The organism is Kitasatospora sp. NE20-6 (genome assembly GCF_045862635.1).
In genome coordinates, this window is sequence record NZ_BPRL01000043.1 from 51,664 (window position 1) to 68,799 (window position 17,136).

Annotated in this window: 19 protein-coding genes and 1 pseudogene; 16 read left to right on the top strand and 4 right to left on the bottom strand. The window is 71.5% G+C overall.

Going from position 1 to position 17,136, the window contains the following annotated elements:
- Positions 1-14: 14 nt before the first annotated feature.
- Positions 15-1,112, bottom strand: coding sequence for a C40 family peptidase (locus SNE206_RS26680; RefSeq protein WP_407916043.1), 1,098 nt, complete (start codon positions 1,110-1,112; stop codon positions 15-17).
- A gap of 445 nt (positions 1,113-1,557) precedes the next feature.
- Between SNE206_RS26680 and SNE206_RS26685 the strand changes: the two genes are divergently transcribed.
- From SNE206_RS26685 to SNE206_RS26745, 13 genes and pseudogenes are all read left to right on the top strand, one after another.
- Entirely contained in the window at positions 1,558-2,319 is a 762-nt protein-coding gene (locus SNE206_RS26685; RefSeq protein WP_407916044.1) for a DNA-methyltransferase, read from the top strand.
- A 39-nt stretch (positions 2,320-2,358) separates the two neighbouring features.
- Positions 2,359-2,649, top strand: coding sequence for a DUF317 domain-containing protein (locus SNE206_RS26690; RefSeq protein ID WP_407916045.1), 291 nt, complete (start codon positions 2,359-2,361; stop codon positions 2,647-2,649).
- Positions 2,650-2,709: 60 nt separating this feature from the next.
- Entirely contained in the window at positions 2,710-2,910 is a 201-nt protein-coding gene (locus SNE206_RS26695) for a hypothetical protein (protein ID WP_407916046.1), read from the top strand.
- A 157-nt stretch (positions 2,911-3,067) separates the two neighbouring features.
- A pseudogene (locus SNE206_RS26700) lies at positions 3,068-3,337 on the top strand (DUF317 domain-containing protein); the annotation flags it as partial.
- Positions 3,338-3,816: 479 nt separating this feature from the next.
- On the top strand, positions 3,817-4,701 hold the full coding sequence (locus SNE206_RS26705) for a DUF317 domain-containing protein (RefSeq protein WP_407916047.1): 885 nt from the start codon (positions 3,817-3,819) through the stop codon (positions 4,699-4,701).
- Between the two features lie 23 nt (positions 4,702-4,724).
- Positions 4,725-5,564: a DUF317 domain-containing protein gene (locus SNE206_RS26710; RefSeq protein WP_407916048.1), complete on the top strand. Its 840-nt coding sequence runs from the start codon at positions 4,725-4,727 to the stop codon at positions 5,562-5,564.
- Positions 5,565-5,734: 170 nt separating this feature from the next.
- The gene (locus tag SNE206_RS26715) at positions 5,735-6,001 is read left to right on the top strand and encodes a DUF317 domain-containing protein (RefSeq protein ID WP_407916049.1); all 267 of its coding nucleotides are present in this window, start codon (positions 5,735-5,737) and stop codon (positions 5,999-6,001) included.
- Complete coding sequence (locus SNE206_RS26720; protein WP_407916050.1) at positions 5,998-6,444, top strand: hypothetical protein; 447 nt, start codon at positions 5,998-6,000, stop codon at positions 6,442-6,444. The genes SNE206_RS26715 and SNE206_RS26720 overlap by 4 nt, the downstream gene beginning before the upstream one ends.
- Positions 6,441-7,472 carry a hypothetical protein gene (locus SNE206_RS26725; protein ID WP_407916051.1) on the top strand — a complete coding sequence of 344 codons (1,032 nt, stop codon included), beginning with the start codon at positions 6,441-6,443 and terminating at the stop codon, positions 7,470-7,472. Before SNE206_RS26720 ends, SNE206_RS26725 begins: the two co-directional genes overlap by 4 nt.
- Before the next feature lie 114 nt (positions 7,473-7,586).
- The gene (locus SNE206_RS26730; RefSeq protein WP_407916052.1) at positions 7,587-8,633 is read left to right on the top strand and encodes a hypothetical protein; all 1,047 of its coding nucleotides are present in this window, start codon (positions 7,587-7,589) and stop codon (positions 8,631-8,633) included.
- Positions 8,630-10,072 carry a DUF317 domain-containing protein gene (locus tag SNE206_RS26735; protein ID WP_407916053.1) on the top strand — a complete coding sequence of 481 codons (1,443 nt, stop codon included), beginning with the start codon at positions 8,630-8,632 and terminating at the stop codon, positions 10,070-10,072. Before SNE206_RS26730 ends, SNE206_RS26735 begins: the two co-directional genes overlap by 4 nt.
- Before the next feature lie 153 nt (positions 10,073-10,225).
- Complete coding sequence (locus tag SNE206_RS26740) at positions 10,226-11,470, top strand: DUF317 domain-containing protein (protein WP_407916054.1); 1,245 nt, start codon at positions 10,226-10,228, stop codon at positions 11,468-11,470.
- Positions 11,471-11,521: 51 nt separating this feature from the next.
- On the top strand, positions 11,522-12,412 hold the full coding sequence (locus tag SNE206_RS26745) for a hypothetical protein (RefSeq protein ID WP_407916055.1): 891 nt from the start codon (positions 11,522-11,524) through the stop codon (positions 12,410-12,412).
- A 35-nt stretch (positions 12,413-12,447) separates the two neighbouring features.
- Here the strand turns inward: SNE206_RS26745 and SNE206_RS26750 are convergent, their stop codons facing one another.
- Positions 12,448-12,747, bottom strand: a complete 300-nt coding sequence (locus SNE206_RS26750) for a GNAT family N-acetyltransferase (RefSeq protein ID WP_407916056.1) — start codon at positions 12,745-12,747, stop codon at positions 12,448-12,450.
- 20 nt (positions 12,748-12,767) lie between these two features.
- On the opposite strand from SNE206_RS26750, the gene SNE206_RS26755 reads away from it, so the two are divergent.
- Complete coding sequence (locus tag SNE206_RS26755; protein ID WP_407916057.1) at positions 12,768-13,109, top strand: hypothetical protein; 342 nt, start codon at positions 12,768-12,770, stop codon at positions 13,107-13,109.
- A 120-nt stretch (positions 13,110-13,229) separates the two neighbouring features.
- Here SNE206_RS26755 and SNE206_RS26760 read toward each other — a convergent pair whose 3' ends face one another.
- Positions 13,230-13,382, bottom strand: coding sequence for a hypothetical protein (locus SNE206_RS26760; RefSeq protein WP_407916058.1), 153 nt, complete (start codon positions 13,380-13,382; stop codon positions 13,230-13,232).
- Positions 13,383-13,540: 158 nt separating this feature from the next.
- On the opposite strand from SNE206_RS26760, the gene SNE206_RS26765 reads away from it, so the two are divergent.
- Both SNE206_RS26765 and SNE206_RS26770 read left to right on the top strand, forming a co-directional pair.
- On the top strand, positions 13,541-14,458 hold the full coding sequence (locus tag SNE206_RS26765) for a hypothetical protein (protein ID WP_407916059.1): 918 nt from the start codon (positions 13,541-13,543) through the stop codon (positions 14,456-14,458).
- Between the two features lie 94 nt (positions 14,459-14,552).
- A complete protein-coding gene (locus SNE206_RS26770; protein ID WP_407916060.1) occupies positions 14,553-15,386 on the top strand; it encodes a hypothetical protein in 834 nt (277 codons plus the stop codon).
- 894 nt (positions 15,387-16,280) lie between these two features.
- Here the strand turns inward: SNE206_RS26770 and SNE206_RS26775 are convergent.
- The coding region (locus tag SNE206_RS26775; protein ID WP_407916061.1) for a glycoside hydrolase family 32 protein at positions 16,281-17,136 on the bottom strand (856 nt) is incomplete at its 5' end.

The following is a 17,136-nucleotide window of genomic DNA, read 5'->3' on the forward strand; positions in this document are numbered from 1 at the left end:
GAAGGAGAAGGAGGTCAGGGGACGATGCGGCGGACGGCGAGCACGCCGGATTTCCAGGAGGCGAGCGTCGCGATGCGCACCACGTCACCGGTGTGCGGGGCATGCACCACCAGGCCGGAGCCGATGTACATCCCCACGTGTTCGGGGCCCGCGGGCCCGGGGTGGATGAACAGCAGGTCCCCGGCGCTCAGTTGTGCAAGGTCCGCCGCGGTACCGTCCTTGATCTGGGTGTAGGTGGTGCGGGAGATCGCCACCCCGGCGGCCCGGTAGGCGCCCTGCATGAGACTGGAGCAGTCGCAGCGGCCCATCGGATCCGGCCCGTGACTGTTCTGGCAGGTCCCGCCCCACTGGTAGGGGGTGTTCAGCTGCCCGAGCGCCCACCGGATCGCCGACTGCACCGCGGGTGGGGCATCGGCGGGGATCGTGTACCCGGCCGGCAGGACACCCGGCGGGATCACCCCCCAGTCGGTACCGTCCCCGGGCGGCGTGCACGAGGACACCGAGGGTGCGGTGCCGGCGGACGGCGCACCGAGCACCGCCGCAATGGCCTGCTGCAGCGCCGAGGCCGGCGACTCCCACTGGGCGTAGGCATCCGGGAAACCGCTGCGCTGCACGGCCTGGGCCGCGACGGTGAGCGGCATCTCCTGCCAGCCAGCCACCTTGAGCAGGGCCCGGTAGAACGCGGTCGACGCGTACACCGGATCCTGCAGCTGTTCCGCGGTGCCCCACCCCTGGGAGGGACGCTGCTGGAACAAGCCGAGAGAGTCGCGGTCGCCGTAGGCGAGGTTCCGCAGCCGGGATTCCTGCATCGCGGTGGCGAGCGCGATCACCTGGCCGCGCGGCGGGACCTGGAGAGCGACGCCGGTGGCCACGATCGTCTGGGCCAGGGGGATCTGCACCGATGGCAGGTCCAGGCCCTCCACCGGCGCGATTGGCCCGGACTGGCCAGAGAGGATCAGCTGAACCGCCGCGTCCACCGCGGCCACATCCACGGCCTGTGGACTGCTCGCCGCGCACATGGCGTTGTCGGCTGACACCACGGCCAGCGGCAGGATCAGGGCGAACGGCGTCAGGAGCACGGCCGCGCCCAGGCCGACGGCGGCCTTCCTCACCGCTCCCGCCGCAGGCCCGTACCCTCCGGGGCCGGGCCCAGCGCGCGGGCAGCGGGTATCGCGGGCAGGCGAATTCCCGTCATGCAATCTCCGATCGTGTAGGCGGCGCGAGCGCCCGAAAGGGCACGCCGACGCCGCGGCGAAAAGGGGTGGAAAGGGGAATCCGGATCGGTGCCCCTGGAAGCCTCGGGAAAGCCTGGGATTCCTCCGAGCCAGGTCAGAGCGCTCCTGGCGACGAGAAAAACGCTAACGGCCGCCATATCTACTCGGCAAGGAGTTCATGGAATTCGCGGAAATAAATGAATTCCTTGCCAGGGAGATGCGGGCCGCCATACGGTCGTTGCAGGCCCGCCGGCGCAGCGCACAGCGGGTCTCTCCGCGTCCCGTCCCCGGGCCGGAATGCGCCGCTGCGCCCTCATCCCCTCACCCTTGCGAGGACATGCCCTTGACCAACTACACCCTCTACCGGGGCGACGCCCTGACCCGCCTGAGCGAACTGCCGGCCGCCTCGGTGGACTGCGTCATCTGCGACCCGCCCTACAACTCCGGAGGGCGCACCACCCAGGAGCGCGTCGGCCGTTCCGCCCGCGACAAGTACACGACTGCGGGAGCCAAGAAGGTCCTGCCGGACTTCCCCGGCGAGAACAAGGACCAGCGCTCCTACGGCTTCTGGCTGTCCCAGCTCCTTGCCGAGGCCTACCGCATCACCGCCGACGGCGGCACCGCCTGCATCTTCACCGACTGGCGGCAGCTGCCGACCACCACGGACGCGATGCAGGCCGGCGGCTGGCTGTGGCGCGGCATCGTGCCCTGGTACAAGCCCGCCGCCCGACCCCAGAAGGGCCGCTTCACCCAGAACTCGGAGTTCGTGGTGTGGGGCTCCAAGGGCGCGATGGACGGCGACCGCAACCCCGTCTACCTGCGGGGCCTGCTGGAAGGCTCCCAGCCGAGCGGGGCGAAGCGGCAGCACATCACGCAGAAGCCGGTCGCGATGATGCGCGAGCTGGTGAAGATCTGCCCGCCAGGCGGCACGATCCTCGACTTCACCGCCGGATCCGGTTCCACCGGCGTCGCCGCCCTGATGGAAGGCCGCTCCTTCGTCGGCATCGAGCTCACCGACCACTACGCCGACATCGCCGAGCAGCGCCTCGAACGGGCCTGGCAGGACACCGTCCGAGCCCCGGAGAGCGCCGACTTCACGGTGTGACCTCGCCGCTACCTGCCCACCACCGCCCCGGGAGAACCTTTGCCCAGCACCCGGCCCGCCACAACGGCCACCGAGCCCACCCCGGAGCAGGACGCGGACGGCCTCGACGGCTGGAGCCTGCACGAACTCGACGGCGGTGGCGAAGCGTTCGTCAGCTCCTGCCAGCGCGTACGGGCGTACTTCCCCGCCGCCGACACCGGTCCGGCGGCGGTGACCGTTGCCGCCGCGACGTCCACGGGCGAGGTCGTATGGCAGGCCCGCTTCGACGACAGCGTCCCCGACGAGATGATCGGCGCCCTGCTGCAGGCGGCCGCCCGCGATGTCGCCTAGGCCGACCGCAGCGACCAGCAGCGGGTTCTGTACGGCCCGGCCACCGGGGACGGCACGGACATGCTGACCGCCACCAGTTCCTGCCCCGACCGGCAGTGCGGCTGCCGCCAGGGCTTCGTCCTCGACCTCGTCCACGACGACGGCAGGCCGCAGTGGCAGCTGACCGGCCTGGCCGGCGGCCGTCCCTGGCGGGCCTGGTTCGACCAGGCGATACCCGTCCACCTCATCGCCGCCGCCTGCCACCCGGCAGCCACCGGCTGACCCTCCATCCCGTCTCCGGCCGCGCCGGGACGCCACGCCCGTTGCCGCCGTCGGCCGTGGCGACGCTTTGCCCTGCCGCGGGCCCCGGTCTGCCCGGGGGCCCGCCGCCCGCACCCGCCAGGAGCCGCCTATGACGCTGCCCGCCCACGACATGCCGATGTCCGTCCACCCGGGATACCTGGCCGGGCCCGAAGCCCTCTGCGACTTCGCCGAAAGCCGTGCCGACTGGCTACTGTTCGCGGACAACGACATCCTGTCGGCCCACCACCTGCACGACCCCGCGACGACCGTTACCCTCCACCGAGGCAACGGCCCCGAGCCGCAGCGCTGGAGCATCCGTTCCGCACCCTCCGCCAGCGGCGCGCATCCGTGGCACGGCAGGTTCTCCGCGAACACCCCGGCCGAGGTCGTCATGGCCGTGGCCCGCCGCTTGGCCCATGCCCTGGACCGGCCCACCCTCGGGGGGCGCTACACCCAGCTGTGGGGTCACGGCCGGCCGGGTCCCGGCACCACGGATGCCGTTGTCGCTATCACCGCCGAGACCGCGGGCACCCACCGCTGGATCCCCAGCACGGACCCGCGCACCGACCTCGTCCTCACCGACCCCGCCGGTATCCGCATCCATCGGAAGGTCGACCACCCTGGCAATGGGCCCGGCAGTGACGCGCTCGCCGCCGCCTACGAGCTGTACGCCGGGACACCGGCCTGCGAAGAAGCTTGCTGGCGTGCCGAATTCAGCCGCCACACCCCCACCGCCCTGCTCCTCGCCGCCCTGCGCACCGTGACCGCCCCCGGCCCCCTACCGGCGTCCCGCCTTCCGGATCCCCCTGCTGCACCGCTCCCACCTGCGTACCCACCCCGTCACCCGGCCCCGGCCGGTGGCCCCGACCCGCCCGGAGGCTTCCCGTGCCCGATGACCCCACCACCCCGGCCTCACCGCACGGGAGCACCGGCCATGAGGACGTCGTGGTCGAACCCGGCTACCTCGCCAGCCCCGGTGACGCCGATGAGGCGCTGGAGGAGTTCCTCGACGAGCACCCCGGCTGGTCGCTCCACCGGCCCGGTGCCGGCGAGCAGCCCATCGCGGTCAGCGAATGCCTGACAGGCCGCGTCCTGCTCGACCACGAGCCCGGGTACAGCCGGATCCGCTGGACCGTCGCCGCCTACGACTCCCCGATCGGCGACCGCGCTTGGCGGGCCGACTTTGACACCCACACCCCCCACGAGGTTGCCCTCGCGGTCGCCGAGGCATTCTCATACGCTCAGCGGTACACCGGTGTCGCCTGGGAGGAGGCCCACTGGGGTCTCGTCGCGCTCCGGACCGCGCTCGTCGCCCAGATGCGCGAGGCAGACTGGCAGGACGTCAGCACCCACGAGCAGATGGCCTACCGCAGCCCCGACGGCACGGCAGGCCTGATCCGACAGGATCGCGGGGCCTACCACACCGACCCGGACGGCGACGACGAACTGTCCACGGTCATCCTGTGGGGGCAGCCGCCCGGCGGACAGAGGTGGCAGGCCACGTTCTCCACCGAGGCCCCGACCCGGATGATCGCCGCGGCCCTCGACCACCTCACCGACCCGAGGCCCGCACTGCGCCGCCGCAATGACCTGGCCGCCACCGAACACGCGGCGATCACCATCCGCCCGGCCCCCGTAGGGCTCCGTGCCAGGCTCCAGGCCGCGCTCGCCCGCACCGCCCTCCCCGCCGAACGCCGGGACACCGCCGCACAGGCAGTCACCACCGTCCAGGCCGGCCACGTCGCCCCCGTAGCCCGGAGGACCATCTGAACACCGCACCTGCCCACACCCCCGTGGAGACCGACGGCGACGTCCACGTACGTCCCGTCTACCTGGCCGGCGACCGCTACACAGGCGACTTCGCGCTCCAGCCCCTCTTCGAACTGCCCGGCATCCAGCGCCACCATGACGAGCTGGGCAACTTCTACCTCGCCACCGGCGACGGCCGGATCCGGCTCGGGTTCATCCCCGAGCAGGACTGGGACACGCTGTGGCAGATCGCCGTCGCCCCAGCCCCCTTCGCCGAACCGCGCTGGACCGCGAGCTTCTCCGAAGCCACCCCGACCGAGATCGTCACCGCCGTCACCACCGAACTCGCCCGCATGTACCGGCCCGAGGACGACACCTGGCTCACCGAGCGCACCGCCGGCCCGGCGGAATGGACCGCGCCCTACACCACGGTCGGATGGACGCAAGACCCCCGCGACCGCGGCCGGCTGACCCTCACCTCACCCGACGGCCACATCACCGCCGTCCACAGCTGGTCACCGCTCTCGCCGTCGGAGGCCGAACAGGCCGGCCAGGACGGCCGCTACACCCTTTCCACCCGCTCCAACACCGGCTGGTACGGACGATTCAGCAGCCGCACCCCCGCCCGCATCCTCGCTGCCGCCACCACCACGATCCTCGATCCCGCCCCCGTCATCCGCTACCGCAGCGAACTGCGCCACCTCAGCCGTCACAGCGCCACGATCACCCCGATCCTCCCGCCCCCGCCCAGCCCTCTGGATGTGCAGCGCACCGCGGCCCGGATCCGCTCCACCTCCCCGACCACCCGGGCCGCCGCCCCGGCCACCAGCACCTCTGCCCGGCTCGCCTGGACCTCGACCACCCCCACCGGCCGGCACCGCTGACACGGCCACACCCGGTCGGCCCGACCCCGACCGATCCGGAGACCACCGTCACCTCCCCGGCCACCGCCCTCCTCGTCACCCCTCGCCATCTCGCCGGTCCGGGCGAGCCTGCCGACGTGTGGCTCGCCCTCGCAAACCACAACTGGACACCGGACCACACTGAAGGCTCCGTGTCATCCAGCCCCTGCGGCCGGATGACGGTCGCCCGCTTCACCGACGACCCCGATCAGGCGCTCTGGTCCATCCAGGCCCGGCGAACACCTGCGAGCGACTCGCTGTGGACGCTGGAGATCGACTGCCGCACCCCCGCCGAGATCGTCGGCGCGATCCTCCAGCACCTCGCCGACGACCTCGCCCACGACGGCGCACCGCTCCTGGCAGGCCCGGCAGCCCGGAACCCCTCACACGTGAACTACGCAGCAGGGACTGTGTCATGAGCGGGCGGATCGGTGAACTCACCGAGTACCGGCTCGGCGAGGGCCCGCAGGGAGGCCTGTTGTGGCGCTACGCGCTGTCGCCAGGAGAGAGCGCGGCGAACCCCGACCGGCTCGCGTTCCACCTGATGGCCGGGCAGCAGCCGGAGCCCTTCGAGACCGAGTACCAGGGCTGGTCGATGGAGTTCACCGGCCCCATCCCTCATGCACTGGTCGCCAAGGCCGTGGCGTGCACCTTCGACCTGGAGCCCGTCCTCCGCCACCTCGACCAGATCCCCTCCCGCCACCGGGACGCCGTGACGATCGTGAAAGTCGTGGAGGCCGACGGCCGTACGGCAGCCGCGACGGCACGCACCACCCGCGCCGCCATCGTCGGCCCGGCTACTGCACCGCCCCCCAAGCCTGCCGACACGCAGCAGCCCGCGCCCCACTGGAGGACACCATGACCAACATCTGGGGGAAGCCCACCGCCGACCGCATCGCCGACCTGCGCGCTGACGCCCAGCGCTACGGAGAGCCCCACAGGGCCGAACTCGGCGACCTGGACCTGCTGAACGAGGCGTACACCCGCGTCCTGCGCGAGCAGACCGACACCCACGACCGTTACATGACCCTGCTCACCTCCCTGCGCGGCCACGATGAAGCCGTCCGCAACGCCGCCGTCAACTCCTTCCGCGCAGGCGCCGACCGCTACGCCCTGCACCTCGTGCGCCGGCACATGCGGCCGTACGAGGAACTCGCTTATCGGGTGTCGAAATTGCCCGACCGCCCTGGCGCCGGGCAGCTGGAGGACCTGCGGTCGGTGGCCGTGAAGGTCAAGGCGGAGCTCGCGGACCAGGAGGCGCCCGAGGAGTGGATCGACCCGGGCGACGCCCGCCACACCCTGCGCACCCTCGGCCGTGTCGTCGGTGTCCTGGACGGACGGGAGGGACTGGACGTCACCGACGTCCTTCGCCTGGTCAAGGCCGCGCTCGACGACGGATCGCTGCACGACCTTTTCACCGTCGCCGACCGCGGCGAGCGCCTCGACGAACAGACGGTGGTCCCCGAGTTCGTCGGCCCCGGCTGGCAGCCGCTGCACCGCACCCTGTGGCACTACCAGGAGGAGCCCGACCCGGCCCATGTCAAGGCGTTCCCTCTTGGCGGCGAGTGGTACCTCGACCTGTGGTCCGCCACCGGTTCGCTGCTGGCCTGGGGCGCCGTCCCCGCTGCCGAGGTCGCCGCACTGGCCCCCGCCCTGACCGCCCGTGCCTCCGACTGGGCTGCCGCCCGGACCGACTACGCCTGGCGCCGCTTCACCACCACCGCCCAAGAACTGCGCGCCGGCGCCGCACCAGGCACGACCGGTACCGCCGCACCCATGACCTTGCGCGCCGATGCTGCCCGAGCGGCAACGGTACCCCGGGGCCCGGTTACCCACGTCTCCGCCACCCGCCGGAACACGCCCACCACACCGGCCCGCCCGACCCGCTGAGCAGGAAGGCTCCGAACCCGTCGAGCCGCCCTTCCGGCACCCGACCTCACCGGTGTGCTGCCGCCCAGGAAGGCGTACGAGCCACCCAGCACCTGAGCACCGACACGGAGATCCATGACCGCACCGGACAAGCCCGCCTACACGATCACCCGCCGACCGGGCGAAGGTGTCACCGCCGAAGGCCCCTGGGACGACTTCGTGCTCAGCATCTTGGCCGAGTATGGATTCCAGTACCACGACCTCTCCCACGGTGTGCTGTACACCCGGCTGGCGCTCCGTCTCGGCGAGCGGCAGCAGAACGAGGCCGCGACCCGGGCCGCTGCCGTCCTGGCCGCTGCGGGCTACGACGTCACCCTCGATCCCGCCCTCGGCGCCTCGGCCCCCACCGCCGGCTACACCCCGGCCACCGTGCCCGACCCGGCCCGAGCACTCACCGCCCTGACCGACCGCCTCCTCACCGGTGACAACGGCTACGAAGAGACGGCCGAACTCACCGACGCCGTCCTCGGCCCGGACGGCGCCCTCAACCGGCTCACCTCCTACACCTGGGCCCTGTCCCTGTGGTGCGCCCGACTCGGGCACCGATCCGGGGACGACCTCGCCGACCAGCTCACCGAGCACACCGCCACCCTGGAGATCCTCGGCGGGCAGTTGGCCGCAACCGCGACCCGCATCGCCGCAATCGGCTCCTCCTGGAAGCGGCCCGAGCCCAGCATCCGCGACCAGGCCGTCATCACGCCCATGCCGCCACACCAGGAGCCCGCGCCCGTGGACGCCGACGGGTCCTGGCCGGCCGTCAGCTTCGGTGCGTTCGGCACCACGGTCGTAGCCATCGGCGCCCGCCCCGGCCGGGATCCGGAGGCCGCCCGACTGCTGGCGAAGGCCGGCTTCGTCTACAACGAGGAGATCGGCCTGCACGAACTCCCCGCCGACACCCACCCGCTGGACGCGATGCTGCGCGTCGAGGACGCCGCCGACCTCCTGACCGCCGCCGGGGCCCAGGATCTCGGGGCCGACCCCGGCCTCACCTGGTGGTTCGAGCAGCAGAGCCGCACGGCCGCCGCCCGCGCCACCACCATCCGCGCCACGCCACCACCCGCCCCGCCCGCGAACCGCACCCCGTACGGAGGCCCCGCATCCCCGCCGACCCGGGCACGATGATCGACGTCACCCCCGCCTACCTCGCCGGACGCAGCCACAGCAACCAGGTCTTCGACCGCCTGACCGGCGAGTGGGCCTGGACCCTGGCCACGGCAGGCGACGCGGACCAGGACTTCGCGGCCAGCCCCGACCAGCGCTTCCGGATCGTTGCCGGACAGCTCGACCCGGGCGCCTGGTGGCGCATCACCGCCGCCGAGGACCCCTTCGGGCCGCCCGAGTGGATGGCTGGCTTTTCCACCGAGACCCCGCCCGAGATCGTCACCGCCGTCGTCGAGGAGCTCGCCCGCACCGGCCCGCGCATCGACCGCACCGGCGCACAGCACCCCGCCCTCCAGCCGCCCGCCGACCGCCGCACCCTGATCCGCACCCTGCGCGAAGCCGGCTGGCGCTCCGTCTACCGCGACGGCACTCTCGACCTCGAAGCCCCCGACCACCTCGCCCGCGTGCAGATCCGCCTCGACCCACCTGGTGACCCACTCGACCTCATGGCCCACCCCCACCTGTACGTGGAGATCGGACCACGCGGCACCGGAGGCCACCCGCCCTACTGGCAGGCGATGCTCACCACCCACGCCCCCACCGTCGTCGCCGACACCCTCGCCCACGCCCTCACCGACCCCACCCCGCTACGCCGCAACCGGGACTGGATGGAGGATGAACTTCTCGTCCAGCTCGGCCACGCACCGCAGGCCGTGCTGGAGCGGGAGAATCCGTACACCGCCACCGATCTGCGGATCGCGACCGCCGAGTCCGCCACCGGCGCCCTGGAGTGGGTCGACTACGACCCGGACGAGGTGCTCCGACAGCTCGTCGACCAGGTCATCCCCAGCACCCGCGGCCACGGCGCCACCACCTGGGGATCACTGCCCGAGCCCAGGCAGCACGCCGCCGCGGGCCTGGTCCTCATGCTCGTCCACGACGCGGCCGAACGCACCGGACTCCTCCTTGGCCTGCCCGCGAACAACGACATGGGCACCGAGGTGGCGCGGCGTCTCGCCGAGGAACTCCCCGCCCTCGGCGTCACCCGCCAGGACCTGTACAGCGCCGCAGCTCAGGTCAGCACTGCGCAGCTCCACTGGGCCGACGACCCGTCCGGTATCGGCGACGCCATGGACGAGCGCATCATCGCGAGCACCGCCGGGCACCCGCACGAGAAGACCTGGGGCGCCCTCGATCCGGAGGACCGCGAGCGCTCCACCCGCGCGGTCCAGCAACTCCTCGCACAGGCCGCCCACGCCACTGCGCTGCTGTTCCGCCCCGCCCCGGAGACGACCACCGATCCCGGCAGGCCGGCCGTTCACGATGCCGTGACCAGGGCAGACGCCGCCGCGCGGGCGACGGCAGCCCGCACCCGCAGCACCCTCACCCCGGCCGCCGCCGTCCCCGCACTCGACCCGGTGCCCTCCTCACCGCCGCGGCCCGGTATCCGCCGTCTCTGATCGAAGGAAAGAACCCTGACCGACCACTCCTACACCGACGAGGACCTGCGCCAGGCCGCCCTCGACGTCTGCACGGCTGCCCTCGGCGACCACGACGCTCCCCGGGCCACCGCCGACCAGCCCATTCCCAGCCGCCCGGCCACCTCCTGGAGCATGCTGCCCACACCCCACCGGGAACTCGCCGAAGTCCTTGTCGCCGACCTCGTCCTGGCCGCCGCCGACCGCGCCGAAGTCCTCCTCCACCTGCCTCCGGACCACCAGGCCCTGCCCGCTTACGCCGACGACCCCACCCCGACCACCCCGCTCGCCGAACTCCCCTTCACCAACACCGACCTCTACAGCGCCGCCACCCACGCCTGCACCCAGCAGCTCACCTGGGCCGGCGACGCGGCCTCCGACATCTGGGAGATCCTGGAAGACCGGTTCATCCCCAGCACCCTCGACCACCCGCACAGCGCCCGGACATGGGGCTCGCTGAACGAGGAACAGCGCGAGGACATCGAGCAGGCCGTGTACCCGCTGCTGCACGAGGCGACCGAACGCGCCGACACACTCTTCGCCACGCCGCTCAGGCCGGCGCCCTTGGTCGAGGTCGCGCCGATGTTCCTCGCCGGGCCCGGCCACCACCACGCCCACGCTCCCGCCCGGCCGCTGCAGGAAGCCGCCTGGCGCCGCGCCCAACACGGCAACGTCACCATCTACAGCAGCCCCTGCGGACGCCTGCACACCACCGCCTGCACCACCGGCTCCGGCACCGCCTGGACCACCAGCGCCCACGCCCTGCTCAGCAACACCACGCTCTGGCAGGCCACCTTCGAACCCCGCACCCCACCCGAGATCGTCACCGCCCTGCACACCGCCCTCCTGGACACCCTCAAGACCCGGCCCTCGGCCCTGTTCGCCGTCCATGGCCACCTTGATGGCACTGGCCTGGAACCGCTGCGCGCCGCCCACTGGCACGACGCCCACGCCACCGCGCGGCACATCGAACTCACCCACCCCGAAGGCGACATGGCCACCGTCTGGCGCGTCACCGACCGGCCTGCTCTGGAAGCGGGCGACAGTCCCGACTGGCACATCAGCGCTGGCAGCACAGAACCCCCGCAGCAGGAGGGTTGGATGGCCCAATTCACCCCCACCATCCCGCCGCAGCTAATGGGTGCCGTCACCACCGCCCTCACCGACCCCACACCGGTCGAACGCTTCGGTCGTGACCTCACCGACGAGCATCGGGTCCACCTCGACATCACCCCGCTCACCCCGGCCGGCGACCGCACCGCGTCGGCCGTGCGCACCACAGCGGCCCGCCACCGCCCGAACCCGGCCACCATCGTGGCGACCGGTCCGTCGGCGATGCCCGGCGCCAGGCTGGCCGGCACCCCGGCCCGCGCCCGCTGAAGCACCCACCCCGGCCCGCTACCGGCCACGACACCAGCACCCGAAAGGCCCGTGACCACCCTGCTCCCCTTCACCTTCCCCCTGGGCCTGGCCCACCTGGCACAACGGGACCCCCACCGGGACACCCCGGCCAACCGGATGATCATCCAAGGACTCCGCGACCACCCCGACGTCGAAACCGCACTGCCCGCGGCCCTGCGCAGCACCGCCTCCCGCCCGGCAGCCCTCGCTGTCGCCCAGGCCGTCGTTGAGAAACTCATCGACGACGGCCGACCGTGGACCCAGGCCGCAGCATCCTGGCTCAGCCGGGCCGACGCCGACTGGCCCACCTCGGCCCGCGTCTGCAATGCCCTCGCCTGGCACGGCCGGATGCGCCACAACAGCGCCCTCACCCACATGGACGGCACCGCGCACCTGCAGAAGCCGGGGCCGGACCGCATCCACACCCAGGCCCTGCGCCACCTCCACCTGGCCGCCCTGCGCTACGACTTCCGCTGCCGGACCATCACCAGGCTCCTGTCCGCCGTCCCCGCGGACCGGCGGGCGCTGTGGGACCCCTACACGCGGGCGTTGGAGGCGTTCGCACTCCTCGGGCGGTCCACACCCTGGGGCATCACCGCGATGACCCGCGTCCTGGACGAGGCCGGCGACGACGCCTGCGTCGCCCACGCCGTCCTGCACGGCCTGTGGCTCGGAGACGGCCTGCCCCATCATGCCGAGGCCATCCTCGCCCTCGCCGCCCGACCGGTCTTCGACCCCAGCGACCCCGTTATGCTGTTCCGGACGGCGACCGCGCTGCGGATGCTCGGCCGTCGCGCCGAGGCCCTTACCGCAGTCCAGGACGCGATGGAGGCCCTCGGACCGAACGCCCCGCAGTTCCACGCCGACCTCGTACGCGAACGCACCCTGATCACCCAACTCCCCACTGCCGGGAACCGCTGAGCGAAGGCGCCACCACGCGTGCGCGGCCGGAGCGGTCAGGCGCACCGCCCGCAGTCCTCTCGGCCCTGGGGCAGGGACTTTGCCTGGTCGCGTGTCAGCTGCCACACGCGCTCCTCGCCGGTCTCGGTAGGAGCCAGCCGCTCGGCTGGCCGCCGCCGGTGCTCGACGAAGCCGAGCCGTGCCGGGACGGCGCCGCTCCCCCGGTCCGCCGGGGCGTGGACGATCTCGACGCAGTCGACGCCCGGCAGGAGGAACGCCTGCCCGGCCAGAGCCTGGACGGCGCAGGAGACCAGCCCGCGGCTGGTGGCCCCGGGATGAAGCCAACTGCCTAACAAAGCACTACTATGCTCCTTCCATGTGGAGTGAGTTGAACAACTATGGCTTCGAGAACGAGCTGGACTACCTTCGGTCGATCAAGAAGGATGACAGCTATACGTTCACGTACCTGTTCGAGTACATCGCTAAGAACCACGGGAACGACAACTACGACATCGGTACAGCGGACATGGTGGTCCGGGTCCAGTGGTCCGACGCGGAGGCCGGGTACACGGTGGCCTACGACGTCCCCGAGATGTACAAGATCGACCCCGCTGAGGGTAACGGCGATGCAGAGAGCTTCTACGAGATCGACGTTTACTGGAGGCTCGGAAGCGACCTCGACGGCATGGGGATCGGCGTCGAGCTTCGTGCCTTCTAGGGCTTGGGCTGCCACCTGGGCGACGGCCGGGACTGGCTCCGGCTTCGGGCCACGGTGCGTCGGCGTGGGCCCGGCTGGTGGGTAACGGATGAAACGGCTGTTTTGGCATTGCCAACGCGGTCAGGCCAGATGGACCAGATGCAGCAGGGCGCGGGTCAGTCCCGCAACCAACGTGGTGGTCCCCGTGTAGATCGCCGCCTGGCCGAGGCGGTGGACGAATCGACGGCGGGCGCGCTGCCGCCTCGGAACGGGGCGGTGCGTACGGTGGGTCATGACGGTCTCCTATCCGGGGACGAGGTTCGCCGCCCCCGCACCGCTTGTTCCTGGCCGGGATACGGTGCGGGGCGCGGCTGTTGGTGGCCACTACCCTCCCGGCTGAGAGCCGTCGAACGCAGCCCACCGGCCCCGGATCTGGATGTAAGTTCGGCGCCATGGACGAAGACCGGACCGCCGCACGGGCCGAAGGCGCGTCGGCCGACTTGGTCGCCGACGCACACGCCCTCGGGGTGCGGTCGGCCAGCACCCGCATGGTGACGGACTGGGTGGAGGAGGGACTGCTCGCCAGCCCCGAACCGCGCAAGACCAAGGCGCACGGCAGCGACCCGCGTGTCTTCCCTCCCGAACAGCGCGAGCTGTTCACCAAGCTGCTCGAAGCGCGGGAACGCTCCCCGCTGGGGCGCGTTCCCCAGCGCTCGATCATCCGCGTCGTGCTGTACCTGTGGCTGATCGACGACACCGTGGTGCTCACCCCGCAGGCGCGTCGGGCCTGGCGCACCCACGCTCGCGCCACCGGCAAGCAGACCGCCGCCAGGCGGAGCGAGACCGCTCGCGCGGTCGTCACGTCGCTCGCCCATCCGTCGGCGACCATCCCGCAAAGGCGTGCAGCTCAGCTGGTGATTGAGGAGGGTGAGCGGACCGGGCGGGTCGACTTGCCGCGTCTGACGTCTGTTCTGACCGAGCTGTGCTCGCCCTGGCCGGCTCAGCCGGGCACGCCGCGGATCGAGCGCGCGATCCCGGGACCGTTCGGACCAGTCACCGTCCAGCACCACGTCGCCATGTGGCACGCCAGGCACCAAGCGGTCCGGCGACTCCGCAACGAGGAGATCGACGAGGCGACCCTCGACCGGGTGCGCGCGGTCTACCGCCCCCAATGGGCCTACTACCAGGCCCGTCGGCCCGCCCTCGCCGCTCAGGCCGGAGCGTTCGCCACCGCTTTCGCCGAGCCAGAGACCCTGGAGGGCCGCGCCATCGAGGCGGTCGACGCCTTCGTCGGGACGCTGGCCGGCGAGTTGGGGCTTATCGAGGCGGCGCTCCACGCAGCCGAAACGGTCCGCGTCAGGGCTCGCTGACCCCTTCCGCCGCAGGGCAATGCAGGGGACTCGAAGGCTGCAACGGGGCGCAAATTCACGGGCAGCAGACCTTCCGGTCAGCCACGATGGACTCGTGCGACTCCTCTCGTCATCCCTGATCGGCAGCGCTGCAGAAATCGCTGTCGGGGCCTTCTCGGAAGGTCAACTGCGGCTCGTGTTCATGAAAGCCAACCTGGACGGTGCCGTGCCTGAAAGGTCGTACGGCAAGGCCGAGCTGGTGGCAAAGACCGTAGAAGAAGCCAAGCGGGCCGCAACGGGCTCCGGAGCGGAGGAGGAGCGCCGAGCGCTCTGCGACTTCGTGCTGCTGGTCGCTGAGAAGGTTGCGCCTTCGGAGCCTGGCGGTATGCGACCCGGTACGCCGTTCTGGCGGCTGCGCGAGAGCGCCCGCGGTGACGGGCTCGATCTGCGAGCAGACTTCGAAACGACGGCAGATTCCTGGGGTGAGACCACGACCCGTCGAACCGGGATCCGCCTCCTTCCGCTCGACGAGCCGGCCGCGCCGCTCAGTGATGAGATCACAGCGTTGGAGGCCGACTTCGACCGGCTCGGCTGGGCGGTTGCGAAGGACTGCTATCGCCGGGCCGTGCGAGCCCTCGTCGAGGGGCGATTCGAGGACGCGAACAGCGGTATCCGCGCCATGTTCGAGTCGGTCCTCGTGGAGACCGCCACGATCAAGGGGTTCGTTTCCACCAAGCAGGGCGACGGCGGCCAGGCCATCAACTTTCTCAAGGACCAACAGAAGGTCCTCGCGGACAGGGACGGAGGCTGGTTCATTCACGGTCTCTGGCTCATCACCCACACCAACGGCCCTCACCCTGGAACTTCCACCGCAGGTGAAGCGCACTTCCGCTTCCAGGCCCTTACCGCCGCGACTCGGTACTTGATCGACCGCTTCGCCCCGGCCTGATGAGCGCCTCGTCACCAAAACGGCCGTTTCGGTGACGCCTCGGGAACGCAAGCAGAGGCGCCGACCTCAGCCGTTAACCGACGACAGCGTGAACGGGACGGGCTGGCCGCATGGTGTCGAAGACGCGCTCGGCAGGTCGGCTGGCCGTCCCGGACTGGTTGGGGAGGAGCAGCTCCGCCGAGCGTGTGCGCCCGCGGGTGCGGCGACCTGTGCACTCCACACGGACCTGCCGCTCGGTCAGCTGTCCCCAACCGTCCCCGAGCCCGCGCCAGAGCCGGTGGGCTTGACCCCGGCACGGCACACGGTCTCCGGGAACGGCCGGTTCCCGGAGACCCAGGGAGGGAACGGCGCGCTGCCTGTCCGGCCTCCCGTACGGAGCAGCCGGCGCGACAGAGATCATCGGGGTGCGTAGCGTCGAGCGTCCACCGCAGAAGGGCGGACGCCATGACGCAGCAGGAACCGGCCCCGGACGGCAGACCAGGAGAGGCTCGGGTCCGGCACAGCCGGGAGGCCGGCCCGGGTGGGGACCGCAGCCCGGCTACAGCGCGCCGCAGGAGTATGTATTAATAACTGGCTTGGAGCGCGACCGTTTGTGTAGGAGACGGCACCGTGGTGCCCTTCTTACCCGGCTGACCCCTGTCTTGTGGTGGTCGTCCTTCAGCGGCCGGTGACGAGGGCCAAGCGGCGGTGGGGCCGGTGCACCGTACGGCGCAGGCGACGATCAATGGCCGATGTGGGGGAAGGGGATTTTCAGGCCGGTCCGGTTCGGCCGTTGTCGGTCGAACCGGACCACCCTGCAGCACTCGTCCGGTGTCCTTCATACGGTGTCGGGCTCAGGCCTGCCCCGGAGCGCGGATGGAGAAGTGCACGCTCCGGGGCAGGGGGCGGGATCGGTCAGCGGTCGGCCCAGATGGAGTTCAGCTTCTGGGCGCTGAAGGCGTCCAGGGAGGCGGTGCCGCCAGTGGCGTAGACGGACACGCCGTTGTTGGCGGGGTTGGGGAAGATCTGGTCGGTCAGGACGACCCGGCCGTCCGCGGCATACACCTCGACGGAGGAGGTGTCCACGATGACGCGCAGTTGCAGCTTGCCGTCGGCGTCGAGGCTGAGCGGTGCGCGGTGCACGGCGGCGAAGTTCCCGCCGAAGGAGGAGTCTCCCGAGCGTGTCCGGTCGACGTACAGCTCCCCGGTGGTGGTGTCGTAGCCGATGCGGGTCTCCTGGCCGCCTCCGGTGTGGACCTTGAGGCCGAAGTCCGTCGCGGTGCCGGCACGCAGGTTGGCCGTGATGTCGAGCAGGCTGCCCTGAGTGCTCAGGGGCACGTCGGCACCGGCCGCGACGGTCGTTGTCGGTGCGGTGCTGACCGTGCCCGTCCGCAACTGCTCCAGCTCCTTGACCGGCACCTGCACCAGCTGCGGGGCGCCGTTCACCGTGCGCAGGGACAGCTCCCGGGGCAGGGAGTCGGCGCTGCGCCAGGGGGAGGTGGGGATGTTCCCCCCGTACTGCCAGTTGTTCATCCAGCCGATGACGATGCGTCGGCCGGCGGGCTCGTCGTTGAAGGAGGTGGCGGCGTAGAAGTCGGCTCCGTAGTCCATCCAGTGGACGTTCTGGGCCTGGCTCTGAGAGGGCTGGTCGGTGAGGGTGAACTGGTCGGCGTTGATGTGGCCCCAGCCGCCGGTGTTGTTGTCGACGATCTGGATCCGGGCCTGCTTGCCGGCCAGGTCGTGCAGGTCCCACTGGGTCTGGTCGAGCGTT